At 47.0% G+C, this 15,255-nt stretch carries 9 protein-coding genes and 1 riboswitch; of the genes, 3 read left to right on the forward strand and 6 right to left on the reverse strand.

Annotation, left to right across the window (positions count from 1 at the left end; translation table 11 throughout):
* Positions 1-80: 80 nt before the first annotated feature.
* The 5 genes from EDM58_RS12070 to EDM58_RS12090 all read right to left on the reverse strand — a co-directional run bounded on the left by EDM58_RS12070 (position 81) and on the right by EDM58_RS12090 (position 8,824).
* Positions 81-989 carry a methyl-accepting chemotaxis protein gene (locus tag EDM58_RS12070; protein WP_342769011.1) on the reverse strand — a complete coding sequence of 303 codons (909 nt, stop codon included), beginning with the start codon at positions 987-989 and terminating at the stop codon, positions 81-83.
* Between the two features lie 189 nt (positions 990-1,178).
* Positions 1,179-5,705 carry an LPXTG cell wall anchor domain-containing protein gene (locus EDM58_RS12075; RefSeq protein WP_183187493.1) on the reverse strand — a complete coding sequence of 1,509 codons (4,527 nt, stop codon included), beginning with the start codon at positions 5,703-5,705 and terminating at the stop codon, positions 1,179-1,181.
* A 325-nt stretch (positions 5,706-6,030) separates the two neighbouring features.
* A complete protein-coding gene (locus EDM58_RS12080; RefSeq protein WP_122913570.1) occupies positions 6,031-6,828 on the reverse strand; it encodes a transglutaminase-like domain-containing protein in 798 nt (265 codons plus the stop codon).
* 13 nt (positions 6,829-6,841) lie between these two features.
* Positions 6,842-6,927: riboswitch (cyclic di-GMP riboswitch) on the reverse strand.
* Positions 6,928-7,007: 80 nt separating this feature from the next.
* Complete coding sequence (locus EDM58_RS12085; protein ID WP_122913571.1) at positions 7,008-7,682, reverse strand: class D sortase; 675 nt, start codon at positions 7,680-7,682, stop codon at positions 7,008-7,010.
* Positions 7,679-8,824: a response regulator gene (locus tag EDM58_RS12090; RefSeq protein ID WP_122913629.1), complete on the reverse strand. Its 1,146-nt coding sequence runs from the start codon at positions 8,822-8,824 to the stop codon at positions 7,679-7,681. The genes EDM58_RS12085 and EDM58_RS12090 overlap by 4 nt, the downstream gene beginning before the upstream one ends.
* Positions 8,825-9,027: 203 nt before the next feature.
* On the opposite strand from EDM58_RS12090, the gene EDM58_RS12095 reads away from it, so the two are divergent.
* Together EDM58_RS12095 and EDM58_RS12100 are read left to right on the forward strand one after the other, a co-directional pair.
* Entirely contained in the window at positions 9,028-9,474 is a 447-nt protein-coding gene (locus EDM58_RS12095) for a MarR family winged helix-turn-helix transcriptional regulator (protein ID WP_122913572.1), read from the forward strand.
* Entirely contained in the window at positions 9,475-11,124 is a 1,650-nt protein-coding gene (locus EDM58_RS12100) for an MDR family MFS transporter (protein ID WP_122913573.1), read from the forward strand.
* Between the two features lie 55 nt (positions 11,125-11,179).
* Here the strand turns inward: EDM58_RS12100 and EDM58_RS12105 are convergent, their stop codons facing one another.
* The gene (locus EDM58_RS12105; protein ID WP_122913574.1) at positions 11,180-12,898 is read right to left on the reverse strand and encodes a methyl-accepting chemotaxis protein; all 1,719 of its coding nucleotides are present in this window, start codon (positions 12,896-12,898) and stop codon (positions 11,180-11,182) included.
* Positions 12,899-13,128: 230 nt separating this feature from the next.
* On the opposite strand from EDM58_RS12105, the gene EDM58_RS12110 reads away from it, so the two are divergent.
* Entirely contained in the window at positions 13,129-15,219 is a 2,091-nt protein-coding gene (locus tag EDM58_RS12110; protein ID WP_122913575.1) for a sensor domain-containing protein, read from the forward strand.
* Positions 15,220-15,255: the final 36 nt, after the last annotated feature.

The raw sequence follows: 15,255 nt of genomic DNA on the forward strand, positions 1-15,255 counted from the left end.
AGCGGAACGAATAAAAATGAAAAAAGCCCGCTGATTGTATTCAGCAGGCTTGGTCACTTCGTTGAAACGATTCCTATTCGTCATACCATCCGACTTAATGTTTTTGCTTGTTTATCCAACTTGCCAACAGCTTCGCCGATCCCTGCAAATTCTTCTACTACATGCTGAATTTGTTGTTGGCTGTCGGTAATGACCATTTGAGAGGTCTTCATTCCTTCACTGACTCTTTCGACATGCTGGGAAATCCCCTCTATAGTAGCTTGAATCTCCTGTGTAGCTTGTTGTACTTTCTCCGCTAACTTTCGCACTTCAGTAGCTACGACATGAAAGCCTCTTCCATGTTCCCCGGCATGCACCGCTTCAATCGCTGCATTTAACGCAAGCAGGTTCGTTTGCGAGGCAAATTGCCGAATTGTCTTCACAATTCGTTGAACGGCAATATTCTGCTGCTCCAAGTCATCAAGATACCCCAAATTTCTCTTATTGTCTTCTGTCAAACGAACAATTGCCGAAGATACTTGTTGATTGCGGGTTATGCCTTCCTCTGTACGTGACAGCAGCTCTTCTGACATACTTTTCAGTTCGCTAGTTATTTGAGCTTTTGCAGATTCTCGCTCTGTTATGTCTGTCGCCACCTTGAGAACTGCAACGACTCGACCATTTTCGTCATGAATGGGCATATACGTCGCTTCCAGATTAAGCATTCTCCCATCCTTCGCCAGACGTACGATTTTCTCCTGAAACATCTTCCCGTTTCTCAGGTTATTCCACAATAACCGGTAATCAGAACTATTGGCGAATTCTGCTGTACAAAATTGCCGGTGGTGTACGCCGACTAACTCCTGTACACGGTAGCCCATCGCCTGAGCAAAATTTTCGTTTGCCCATAGCACTTCTCCATGGATATTAAATTCAATCATAGCAAAAGATTTTTCGAGTGCGGCAAGGATTGCTTTTTCATTGAGCACTTGCGTTGTCCGTAATACCAATCGAATGCCTCCCATTATCCAAGACACTATCAGAAGGAAAATACGTTACATCCTCCCATCTTAGCCTATAAATTCACTCTGAATATTTTCTGAATGGCCTAGTGGTTTGGCCCGTCGACAACTATAAAAATAGGGTAAAAAAAGCCTGCTGACTTCTGTCAGCAGGCTATACCTCGTTACGAGAAAAGATTAGTGGTTGCGGCCAATGCGCTTCCTACTATAGAGCCATGCTCCCAGCGCAATCAGGGTTGCCCCCAGCAATTGCAGCGGCAGATGACTTTCTTCCCCTGTCTTCGGCAAAACTTTTGCTTTGCCCGAAGCATCCTTGTCTGGATACAGACCTCCAGCAGGAACATTCCCGTCTACTTCGTAAAGAGGCTCGTCTGTCCCTGTCGTTCCCTTTCCTGGCCCTTGATTCCCAGGTCCTTCCGGAGCAGGAGTCGGGGCTGTCGGATCAGGTTCTACCGTATTCGGATTTGTATCCGTTGGTTCGGTCGGTACTGATGGCTCTATTGGTGTTGTTGGTTCTACTGGTTGAGTAGGTTGGGTCGGTACGCCTGGTTGTTCAGGTTTCTTATCAGTCCCACCCGATGAACCTGGCCGATCCGGTTTGTCTCTGTCCGGTCTATCTCTGTCCGGTTTGTCCTTGTCCGGCTTCTCTGGTTTCTCCGGATCCGGCTTTGGATCTACCGGTGGATCGACTGGCGGTTCCGGATCTACCGGTGGATCGACTGGCGGTTCCGGATCTACCGGTGGATCGACTGGCGGTTCTGGATCTACCGGTGGATCGACTGGTGGTTCCGGATCAACTGGCGGATCGACTGGCGGTTCCGGATCAACCGGTGGATCTACTGGCGGTTCTGGATCAGGAGTTCCGCCTCCGCCGCCTCCGCCACCTCCGCCGCCGGAATAGCGGTTGTTTTCGACGGTAATAAGCGTGACTTTCCCTTTTTCAATGGTAAACTCAGTCAGTCTATCCTTGATGACATAACCGCTCGGTGCCCTAGTCTCCTCGAAGTAGTATGTGCCTGGTCTGAGATCGTCAACGTGCAGTTCACCGTTGTCATCCGTGGACAATCCGCTCAGGATTGGGTTCTTGTTTTCGTCAAGAATCCTGAACTGCGCTCCTTTTAATGTAACGTTGGGACGACCGGATTCGATTTTGGTTAATTTCACTTCGCCCGGAATCATTTTGTTAGTGAATAGAAGCGGTCCTACTAGTTGTTCGTCTGTGATTTCAAACTCCAGCGGTTCCTGCTCTCTGACATAGTCAGTAGGAGCAACTATCTCCACAAGCTGATATTTACCCGCTTTCAGATTTGTTAGTTCGAGTACACCATGTTCATCTGTCGTCAGGTTCTCCTTCACTGGATTGCCGTCTCCGTCCCGAAGCTCAAACACAGCGCCTGTTAGCGAGATGCTGTTGTCATGTTCGTCGACTTTCACGATTTTCACAGAGCCGTAATAAGCTTCGTTCTCCTTCGTTCTTTCGACGATTACCGTCTGGAACTGTTCAATTGTGAACGTAATTGGAGTCTCATCAAGCTTGTACCCCTTTGGTGCAACCGTTTCGATCAATTGATACTCTCCAGGCGGTAATTCTTCCAGATAAAGCTCCCCGTTTACATTCGACACGAGCGTGGCAGGGTAAGCCACGTCCTCAAAATCACTGACGTTTTTGCGCTGGAGCTTGAACTCAGCGCCTGCAAGTCCTCGTCCGGACTCTGCATCTACTTTCTTCAATAATACGCTCCATTTGCCTTTCTTGTTGACAACCGGGAATTCATGATTGGCATCAGTCAGCTTCACAATCTTCCCGCTTCTGTATGCCTCGTCGATCACATAGCCAGATGGGGCCGACACCTCTTTTAGCACGTATTCCCGGAAGTTGTACTTCTTCTTCGTTGTCGTAACTCCATTGGCATCTGTTGGTTCCAGTGTTTCAAGAAGCATTTTACCTGACTTGTCATAGAGTTCGAAGACCGCGCCAGCCAAAGGAATATGCGTATCCTGATCGGTTTTTACAATGCTTAAATATTCTTTGCCTTGAGGGTAACCATCGCCTCCAGCTCCAGCCAGACTTACTTTGATTCCTACATTTCCTTCTGTATCGACCGCATAGGCAACTTTTCCGTTAAAAGATGCGCTGTTCTCGATGGTCTCCCCGTCACCAGCGTTGATAAACGATTGATACTCCAAGATATACGGTTTCTCAATCGGATGCTTGAAGGTCAGTGTAAAGGAATGCTTTCCTTCAGCAGGTGTAAGGATCGACAAATTGTACTGTTGCGGATCCACAAGGGCTCCTTTGGTCACATTCCCGCTCGCATCTACTGTTGTCTCATACAGCCTGATGGAGTCTGGCAAGAGCATCTGATTTTCAGATAAGGTATCGGTAACTGCTTCTCCCGCAGCAAGCCAGGACTGATTGCGATTCAAGTAAATCGTCCAGAAAGCTAGTTCCGAATCGGCTCCTTTTCCCTGCTCACCTTTCTTTGCGACATACTCCCCACCATATCTGGGCTTCACAGAAGCGGATTGCCGGAAGAGTGGCAGCCCATCACCATCTCTCAGAACGGCATCGTTTTGGTACTCTTTCAGCACCTCGGTACCTTCCAGGCTTGTCTGGTAGACAATGCGATAGGAGGTGGAAATTGGCCCATCCAATGTAAGCTGAAACCCTTTTGTCCCTTCTCTATCACCTAAATCGCCCACAAAAGAATATTTGTCTTTCGAAACCTCAGCTCCCACTTCTACCTGATCGGCTCCACCTTTCAAGGTCAGATGATAGATTTTCAGTGATTCCTCAATGAAATCCATATCTTCTTGGTAGTAATCCGTGATGACTGGATTCTGGATGGTTTGCTTATTGTAGTTAACATCGATAATCCAGGTGATCCGTTTGGTTCTGGGGTCATATGTTCCTGTTTTCATTCCGTTATTCTTGGTGTAATTGTCTGGAGATACTTTAGCGGAACTACTTTTCTCATAAGTCTCCCCATTCTCCAGCCAAGTCAGCTTTCCGAGGTTGGTAATGTCGCGATTGAAGAGATTTGGGTCGAAGCTGGTTCTGTACTCGATATCGTAAGAGGAGCTGATTTCCTGTTGGAAGATAATTCTAAACCCTTTCGATAATTCCGTATCGTCAGGTTCAATGGGTTCTACCACATAATGAGTACCCTTGTCCAGTCCTGGGATCGTCAGGCTTTCTTCAATCAGCTTCAATCCCTGTCCCTCATATGTGTCCGTGATGACGACGTTGTTCATCACATATTTATCGTAGTTCAAACCCATTTTCCAACGTATGGTTTTTTTGTCGTAATCAATCTCTTCATTTTTGGCATTTTTCCAGAAAATGACCTGAGAGATACCTCTCGTCACAGTCTCTGTCCTGCCATCGTGCATCTTGACCTCGTTCGTCACTGTAGCACTTTCACGAACGCGTTCATTTGCCTTTGTCTCGTACACAATCTCGTAAGCGGAATTAATATCCTGTTTAAAGTGGAGCTTATAACCATCCTCAGCGTCGTTTACAGTCACATCGTATTTACTTGGGTCAACCTGTTGTCCCCTGCTACCTGTGCCATCACTGTTGATTGTAACGTTATAAACCTTTAGCGAACTCTCATCAAATCCTTGGGTCATTCCCTGCTTATTGGTGAAGACTTTGTCTTCGATCCAGGCATCTGACTGCAGGATAGAACGCTCAGTGTAGTTGTACTCGACAGACCAGGTTATCGTTTGCGTGATTTGATCGTAATTGAGCGACTTTTTCGCAAGTGGCTGGCTAAATTTCACCGAGACGGTTGCGGAATCTTCCTTGGTATAATCGTCTCCTACAACCTTCGCGCTATTTGTGTAGCTAGTCTTTTCCCCGACAACTTTGGTTTGGTACGTTACACGATAGGCATCTTCAATATTGCCGAAACTTAATTGAAGCTGGTTTCCGCTCGAGGAGTCCGTAAATCCATTAAAGGCGTTTTCCTCACTTACGCTTCCATTTAACATGACCTTCAGCTTGTACACCCGGATAGATCCGGGAACAAGTTCAAGCCCCTCGGGAATGGTATCTTCTAAGCTGGCATTGGAAATATTCTTTTCACCCTTGTTAAAGTCGACCTCCCAGTCAACCACGCTTGGATTCATTCCTCTATCGGGGGTGCCACGTTTGTCCATTTCTTCATCACTTTTGCTTTTGAAATGGACGTTAATAATCTCGTTGGGGAAATCGAATTCAATCGGTTGTCTGGTACTTCCGTTAAGCTTCTCTTCGTCAAATTCTCTCCAAACCCAGAAGTTACCAGTTACTTCTTCATCCTCAATATTACTGTCAAACGTGAAAGTAACTTTTCCCTCCGGTGTCACTAGAAAGGTACCGTAAATCCCGGATTCCCCTTCCAAATTACCCTCCAACTCCCGGTTTGTTCCAAACTCATCCGGGAGAGAGAAGGTAAAATAGTCTCCATCCACGTAACCATGGCCCGCAGGGAGTTTCCAAGTATAGTAGACTTTTACACGATCCCCGACATTTGGCCTAACCGTTGTAATATTCTTGTCGTCTGCGTCCTTAATGACTACGCTCTCAATGATATTTTCCGTAATTTCCTGTCCGCCCTCCGGTACTGGAGAAGTAGGGACTGGCACCGGTTCTTCTCCCGGCTCTGTGTCCAACTCTGTCCCAACCCCTGACTCGTCTTGCTGTTGAGTGTCTTCCACGCTAACCCCTGCATCTTGTAATCCTTCATTCGCGCTGACAAATGTAGTTGGCATGAATAGATTCAACAGTAAAGCGAATACGAGATAGACAGACAGGACTCTCCTTCTCTCCCACATTCTAATAATGTTCACCTCGCATTTTTAGATGACAAGGCAGTACGTCATGGAGATTTACCTCAAGATGTAATAGGGTACACCCTTGTCCCCAATTTTGTTCCAACAGATAGCTTACAAATACAAACTGAATATTTTCTGAATCACAGAGAATGAAAAAACCGCCCCCTCTCTTTCCAGAGATGGAGCGGCTGTTTGGCCTGCTGACGCTTTAGAATTGTTTTTCTGTAATATACTCGCTTTTATTTTTGATCATGGTCGGTTTTTTCGTGCCCTTCGACATGATCGAATCATATGTCGTATCGATGGTGACCCATTCATTGGTATCTTTGAAATAGATCTCGTTCCAGGCATGATACTGCACAATGTCATTCTTTTTTCCCATGACCAACTTGGTCGGGATGCCCTCGCTGCGGAGCATGGCCGCAAACAGAGCCGAATAATCATAACAGATGCCTTGTCCGACTTGCAGAGTCGCATCTACCGAAGGGATATATTCGCTAGTGACGACCTTTGCTTTCTCATAGTCGTATTGAACGTTTTGAATGATATAGTTGTAAGTCGCGGCGACTTTTTCCCTGTCGGTCTTCAAATCCTTGGTCAACTCGCGGGCTTTCGCAATCGCCTGTGTTTGCTCATTCCAGTAAATCATCTGGATTGGCTGTAGATAGACAGCTTCCTGGCTGGATGCGGTCAGGACTACCTCTCTGTTTTCAACCATACGATACTTATTCCCCATGACATTTTCCAAAACAGAGATCGTATACGTACCATCTCCCAATTGCAAGGGAAAGCGATTATTCGCCTCGATACTGTAATAAAAATGTTGGTTCCCTTTGGTGATTTTCACCTTTTCGCTGCCCCTAGCAGGGTCCTTCTGTATGGACACGACACCATGGCTCAACTCGCTTACATCGATGCGAGAAGCAGATGAATTCGCCCAAGCAGTGACGGGAACAGTCAAACAGAAAATACTTAATAAAGCCAACGTCAATCGGCTTTTGAACATATGTAACTCCCCTTTCGGAAGCTGGCTGCCATCTTCATGAAGAAGGAAGGCCCTCTAGCTTTGCGTCTCTAATTTTCATTAGATTTGCCATTATCGTTTGAAAGTTATGATTTTGAGAACAGAATACCATACATTTTCAAAAAGGGAAACCATTCGGTAAACTTCCACTAAAATTTTCCCTACTCGCGAATAATTTTTCCTTTCACAATCAAGCGATGCGTAGGGTTTTCCATCGGGTGGCAAGTGACCAAGGTAATCTCCTTGTCGCTGCCATTTCCCTCCAATACCCATACTTCTTCCGGTTTAACGATCAATTTCTCTGTCACCGTATAGTTGTATACGCGCTCGCCGTCATCGACCTCGATCTTGTCCCCGGTCTGGATCTCGTCAAGCCGATTGAAATTTCTGCCGTACGTGCGGTTTCGATGGCCCGCGATGGCATAATTGCCGATCTCTCCGGCTTTTCCTGTGTGCTCAATACTAGCCACTGTCGTTTTCATATTTTTGTCTGTGGCGCCCTGGAGGATCGGCAATACGAGGTCGATCTTGTCAATCATCAGGATCCCTTCCATATTGGGATAGCTTTTGAAATCAGGGAGCTCCTTTTTCTCCGTTTCCGATGCAGCGGCAACGGTCTCCTGATTGGCAGCTTCTGCTGGTTGAACGGCTGCCACAGGCTCTTCCTCCGCGGGGAGAACATCATCGTCTCCGTTATGTATGCTTTGCAGGCTTTGCTGCCACTCTTGGACGAGTTTTTGCTGCTGATAATCATAGTACTCCTCCGCGAGCGTAGGGTAGCTAAGAACGACGATTCCCGTGAACATCAGCAGCATGGCTATGATCTTTCTTGTCATCTGGCATCCCTACCTTGTTTCCAATGCTGATACCACTGCTCCAATTCCTTGCTTGGCGCAACATCGAATTCTTCCTTTAATTTTTCCGTGAGAATCTGATATTGCTTCGTGACCTCCCTCGGATTATTCGTCATCGCGTACAGCTTCATCAAACCAAAATAGCCGTCCTCCATGCCGGGCAATTTTTCCCGAATCTGTTGGTACAGCAAGATCGCCTCCGTAAATTGTTCCGTCGACTGATACCATTCCGCTATTTCACTGGCATGACTCAACCAAATCATCTGCAGGCGCTCCTGCTCGTATTCCGCCCATAGATATGAATGCTCTTCCAAAAAACCGCCCGGGTACTTGGCCATGATCGACAAATGTGTCCTCAGTGTATGGGAATCAATAGGAGGAGCATCGCGAACGGCATTTTCCCACTCCTCGACATCCAGCTTGATGTCTCCCCAGACCAAGCGGTACCGTTCATCCTTGTATTTGATCTCCAGATCCAGGCCAAGGTTCTTGATGATTTTGCGAATCTGATAGATGGCCGTATGCAATTGCGTGGTTGAACGAACGGTATCATATTCCGGCCAGAGCAAATCAATCAGGGTTTGCTTGCTCACGGTTTTATTCCGATTCATCACCAGGTAAGCAAAAAGCTCCTGGGCTTTCAGCGTCTTCCAGGGAAAAAACTGCACCTCTCCCTGCTGATCGATGTAGTGCAGATTTTGCAAGCAACAGATCATCTCCTGGTTGGTCGCGCTGTCGCCTACCGGAGCCGACACCATTGTTTTTGCGACCCGCTGCATAGTCATAGTCAATCTGCGTACGTGAACAGGTTTTAATAAATAGTCCAGCGCATTCATTTCAAACGCTTTGACCGCATACTCCTGATACGCCGTGACGAAGATAATGTGCAGATGCGGTTGGAGCATCATCAATTTTTCAGCCAGTTCAAACCCGTTGATTTCAGGCATTTCGATATCCAGGAAAGCCAGATGAAATGTTTCGTTGCGGGCTGCTTCTATCGCTGCCTGCGGGTCCTGAAACGTGCGAATCTCCTCAAACTGAATGTCTATCTCGATGGGTTCTGTCAACAAATTTTCCAATTTTTTCAAAGCAAGACGCTCATCATCCACGATGATCGCTTTCACATCTATCTCCCCTCGGTCCATCCGTTCTCTCTTTACTATTTATTCTACCAAGAGCTGGGTCTTCTGTCCAAATTCTGAAGTCCCAATATTTGGACTGCCATTGAGTTTGACAGCGTCCAGAGGCAATTGTATACTTGAAAATGTTTTAGTGGGTAAATAATATACTATATATATTATTCGCAGGCGAAATAGGAGCGAAGACAATGCCAGATCAACAACATCTCTTGAGTTTTGAAGAACTGTATCTTCAATTGCAAAGAAAAATTGCAAACGAATGGCACAAGCGCCTGGATCCGCTCATATCCGGATCCCAATCCTTTATCCTCAAGTTTCTCGAAAACAAGGGACCGCAAAAAGTATCTGCCCTTGCGGAGTTTTTGGACATCACTCCGGGGGCTGTGACCAGTCTTGCTGATAAATTAATGGCTTGCGGATATGTCGACAGGAAGCGTGACACGACTGACCGGCGCGTGGTCTATCTGGAGATAACGGATCAGGGACGTGAAATGCTGGCGCGTTATAAAGCGGAGCTCAAGCGCACGGTAGAGGAATTCTTTGTGGGACTGTCTGAGGAGGACCTAGATCATCTGATCCGGATCTACCAGCAGGTACTGCGAAACATCGAACAACGAAGAGAGGAGAACATCTAGATGATACAGCTTACTGAAAAAAGGAAAATCACGATCATGATCGCGATTATCACCTCGATGTTTTTTTCCTCCATCAACCAGACCATCATCGGGGTTGCCATGCCGCGCATCATCGCAAAACTGGGCGGTATGGATTACTACTCGTGGGCGATCACGATCTATTTGCTGACTTCAACTGTCGCATCTGTATTGGTCGGGAAGCTTTCCGATATTTACGGCCGAAAACCATTTATCCTGACGGGGATCGGCTTGTTTAGCCTTGGTGCATTGCTATCCGGTTTTTCCACGGATATTTTTCAATTAATCACGTATCGTGCGATTCAAGGTGCAGGTGCGGGGATCATCATGTCCACTGCCTTCACAGCGATGGGCGATTTGTACGAACCTCGGGAACGGGCTAAGTGGACCGGGGTCATGAGCGCGGTCTTCGGGGTTTCCAGCGTAGCCGGCCCTCTTTTGGGCGGCTATATCGTCGATCATCTGGACTGGCATTGGGTCTTCTGGATCTTTCTGCCGATCGGCTTGCTTGCTTTTGCCTTGATTCTGTTCAATTTCCCGCAGGTTGAAAAGCGCAAAGGGGAATCCGTGGACTATTTTGGTTCCCTCTTTTTAACGACCACGATCGTGCCGATGCTGCTCGCCTTTTCCTGGGCGGGTGACGGTGCAGGCAAATACGCCTGGAGCTCATGGCAGATCATCGGGCTTTTGTCCGTAACCGTCGTGTCTATGCTCATTTTCATTTTGGTGGAAATGAAGGTAAAAACGCCTGTATTGCCGCTTGGCTTGTTTAAAAACGGCATTTTCACGGTGTCCAATCTGGTTGGTTTCTTCCTCAATGCCGGGATGATGGGAGCGATCATTTACGTACCGTTCTTTGTCCAAGGGGTAAAAGGGATCTCCCCTACCATGGCAGGCTATGTAGCGATGCCGATGTCCATCGCCATGCTCGCCACTTCAGCATTATCTGGCCAACTCATCACCAAGACAGGCAAATATAAAAAGATGGCGATTGGCGGCTTGCTGCTGATGACATTCGGCATGGTGATGATGTACTTCATGGTACCGAGCACACCGATTTATGTGCTCGTCGCGTACATGATCATCCTGGGTCTGGGCATGGGGATCGCGATGCCGGTCTTCTCCTTGACCGTACAAAATGCAGTGGCACCGCAGCAATTGGGTGTGGCGACCGCTACCTCCCAGCTCTTCCGCAACCTGGGCGGTACGATCGGAATCGCCGTCATGGGGAGCGTCATGAGCTCTGCTATGGCGAAAAAAATGACCGATCTGCCGGGGACATTGGGTCAAGGTGCAGCGTCTGCCTCCACTGACCCGGCCTTGGCAGAAAAGCTGGCCCTTTTTTCGAACCCGCAGAATCTGTTGGATCAGCCGAAGATCGAAGCTGCGCTTCAAAGCTTGCCACCGCAAGCGCAAGGCTTGTTTGCACAAATGCTCGATCAGATCCGGGAAGCGATGAGCTATGCGATTACTACGACGTTTTTAACAGGTGCGATCGTCGCTGCATTTGCCGTTGTATTCGCCCTGTTCTTGAAAGAGATTCCTTTGCGTTCAGGCAAGGATAAGGGAAACGAAATGCGAGCGGAAACGACAGAGGGCAAAGCAGAACAGATGGAAGTACAAAAAGCATAGAGATCATAAGAAAAGGGGGGCTGATGACAGCCTCCCTTTTGTTTGAATCATACCGCTAAACCTTGAATTGGCTGGCGGCCTTTTGCAATTCCGTCGCCATTTCTTGCAGCGACTGACTTGCTGTATGGACTTCCTCCATCTCCGCCAGTTGCTCCTGGGAAGAAGCTGCGGAAGTATGCGCATATTGGGAGGCATCCCGTGCGATCCTCTCCAATTGTTTCATAGAGGCGCTGATCTCTTCGGTACTAGCTGACATCTGTTCAGTCGAGGCAGAAATTTCATACACCTGTTCATTTACCTGCTGAACCATCTGGCTAATGGTCGTGAACACTTCATCGGTATGTTGGACAAAGACTTTGCCCTTCTCGACTGTCTCTTTGCCTCCTTCGATGGTTTGGACCGCACGCTCTGTCTCCTCCTGAATCAGGGCGATGATTTTGGAGATTTGATCTGCTGAATTCTTGGATTCCTCCGCCAGCTTCCTTACCTCATCTGCTACAACAGCGAATCCTCTGCCATGTTCTCCCGCACGCGAAGCCTCGATAGCGGCATTCAGCGCTAGCAGATTGGTTTGGCCGGTAATATCCGAGATCACCTCGACAATGCGTCCGATTTCTTGAGAACGCTTGTTCAACTGATGAATGACAGCAGCGGATTCTTCCGTAGTCTGATAAATGGTTTGGAATTGGTCCAGCGTCTGTGCGATGACCTGCTGTCCCTTTTCCGCCTGGTTCAGCGTATCCGTAGAAAATTGGGATAGCGTTGATGAAGATTCGGCAATTCGCTGCACCCCTATGGTTACCTCTTCCATGGCACTGGACACTTCTTCTATTCCTTTTTGCTGCGCTTCTGCCCCGGTGGAGATCTCCGAGACGGATGCAGCTACCTGGTTCGTAGCCTGAACCGTTTGTTGGGCACTTTTGGAGAGCTCCTCCGAGCTTGACGAGATTTGAGCTACACTCGTTTTCACACTGGCAATCAACGTATTTAATCCGGTGATCGTGTCGTTGAAATCTCTCATGACCAGTCCGATCTCATCTTTTGACTGGTAATTAGCCTGGACAGTCAGATCCCCATTTTTTACCTGTACCATCATCTCTTGCATATGTCTGATCGGTTTTGTAATCATTCGGACAATCGCAATTCCACAAGCCAACAAGAGGACGACTGAAGCGACGATACAAACGAGGACAATATAAACCGCTTGATTTGCTTTGGCTTCATTTTCTTTATAGATGTTCTGCGCATTTTGGGTGAGGTGCTCTTTCAGTTGGTTGAGATGCCCCATCAATTCTTCTTTCAGCACCGTTCCCGTTTTGGAATAGATCGAATACGCCTCCGTATTCCGATTTTCTTTCGCCAGTTCGATGATATGGTTCTGAGTATCCCGATATTCGATCAGGACTTCGTTGTATTTGGCGAGAACCTCTACTTCCTCGGGAGAGAGATTCATGCCTTGCAATTCGGCAAGAAGTTGGTTTGCTGATTCCCTTGTATCATAAATGTTGGCAAGCAATTCTTTGTTTTTCTGCTCATTCATCGTCAGATTCAGTTCTAGAACATATCCTTCAATAGCCCGATGATGACTTTCCAGTTCGTGAATGGCGTTCATCGGGATAACCCCTTCATTAATCACGGTTGCGCTTGCTTGCTTAAGGTCCAAAATATTCAAATAGCCTGTGACTCCAACAAATAAAAGAGCTATTGTCGAAATCGCAACCATTACTATGATTTTGGTCCTGATTTTCATGTTGCGAAACCAAGCTGATAGCATGTTTTCTCCCCTGCCTCATCTGTTTGGATTTTATGTATGTTTTTACCTTGGAAAATAGTTCGAGGTAAATATTATAGTAAAGTGCAACAACTTCCAAGAATTATTTTTAAAGCAAGGAATACTCAAAAACTAGCGTTTATTTCCCTTGAAGGTCGGGTATATAAAATTAGATCCAAGTACCCATTTTTCCACTTGCACACGAATAACATCTTGAGTGAAGGTGACTTTCCATGTCGAACAAGGTACCCCAACGATTGCAGCTCGAAATCTACAAAACGCTCTTCGAAAACAACCCGGACGCAGGTTATGCCATTGATTCCGAGGGCTACTTTTTCTTTACAAATGAATCAACTCTCCAATTAACCGGTTATACAAGAGCGGAATTGCATCAGATGAATTTTCTTCCCTTCATTAAAGAGGAAGACAGGGATCGGGTTGTCCAGCATTTCGTCAGTGCCTTGAATGGAAATGTGGAGAAATTTGTAACAACCATTACGCCAAAAAATGGGGAAGACGTGGATCTTTATGTAACTGCAGTACCAATTATTTTGAACGGTTCTACCAAAGGAATTGTGGGAATTGCGAAAAATTTGAGCGATTTGCATGCGACACAAAATGAACTCATCCAATCCCGCAACCAACTGCAGCATATTTTCGACAGTATTGACGTTTGTCTATGGTCGATGGATATGCAAACCAATTCCCTGCTGCATATATCGCCTGCCTGTCAAAAAATTTACGGCTATACCCAACAAGAATTTGCAGAAGACCCCTCTCTCTGGAGAAGAGTCATTCATCCTCTGGACAGAAAACAGGTGGAGGCTCGACAACCGCTTCTTTTGGAAGGAAAAGCGTTGAAGCATGATTATCGCATCGTGGACAAGAACGGGAAATGCAAATGGATTTCCGACTATACCATTCCGATCTTGGATGAATTCAATCAACTCGTCCGTTTGGATGGAGTCTGCAATGACATTACCCAGCAAAAAGTCTATGAAGAGCAGCTTCATTTCATGGCTTACCATGATACCTTGACAGGCTTGCCCAATCGCCGGTTACTTACCGATCGGCTCCAGCAAGCATTAACCAAAGCCGCAGCAAACAAAACAAAGGTCGCCCTGCTCTTTCTTGACCTGGACCGCTTTACGTGCATCAATGATTCTCTTGGCCATAACGTGGGCGATGAGCTTTTGCAAATCGTTTCCAATCGATTGACTAGCCGCCAGCTTGAATGGGGTACTATCTCTCGACAAGGCGGCGATGAATTCGCCATTGTATTGGAGGATTTTACAAGGATAGAAACTGTTTTGTCTGCTGTCGAAAAAGCCCTCTGGATGATATCGAGCCCGATCTGGCTCAATGGTCAGGAGTATGTCATCACGACGAGTATTGGGATCAGCATGTACCCGGATCACGGCCACGATCCTGATGCCTTGTTAAAACGGGCGGACCAGGCTATGTATTTTGCAAAAGGGAGAGGGGGAAATCAGTACCAGATCTATCGGCCCGGAATGGCCAAAGATCTGTCGAGAAAGGTATTGATCGAGCAGAGCCTCCATAAAGCACTTGGAAACAATGAGTTTTTTCTGGTTTATCAACCGATTATTCATGCCCCGACAGGGATAATCGTGGGATTTGAAGCATTGATTCGCTGGCATCATCCGCTATTGGGAATGATCTCCCCATCCGAATTTATCCCTTTGGCAGAAGAGGCGGGACTGATCCATTCGATCGGCATCTGGATCCTCAAGACTGCTTGCCTGCAAAGCAAAAGTTGGCAAAAGGAGGGGCTCGCCTCCACATACGTCTCTATTAATGCCTCAGCGCGCCAATTTGATAACGACGATTTTGTGAAAACAATAGAGCAAATCCTTGATGAGACGGGACTTCCTCCGCATTGTCTCCGGATCGAAATCACGGAAAGCACTGCCATGACAAATGTGATGGAAATGATCAGCAAACTGACTGAATTGAGTCGTTTGGGGGTAAACATCTCGATCGATGATTTCGGTACGGGCTATTCCTCGCTCAGCTATTTGAAAAAATTTCCAATCAATACATTGAAAGTAGACCAATCCTTTGTACGCGACATCAGCAAGGACAAAAATCAGGAAGCAATCATTCAGGCCATTGTGGCTTTGGCCGACAGCTTGGGGATTCATGTGGTTGCGGAGGGTGTAGAGGCAGTGGAGCAGTATCTGTTTTTGCAAAAAATGGGCTGCCAGGATATGCAGGGCTATTTCTTCAGCAAGCCTGTTCCGCCTGAGCAGGTGGAGGATCTGTTGAGGAGCGGTTGCTCGTTTCTTTTGGATATCGTGTGATGTTCGTTCTTGCCTTGCCAAAAAGAAATAGACCGC

This window comes from Brevibacillus panacihumi, assembly GCF_003710985.1.
Classification (GTDB): Bacteria; Bacillota; Bacilli; order Brevibacillales; family Brevibacillaceae; genus Brevibacillus; species Brevibacillus panacihumi.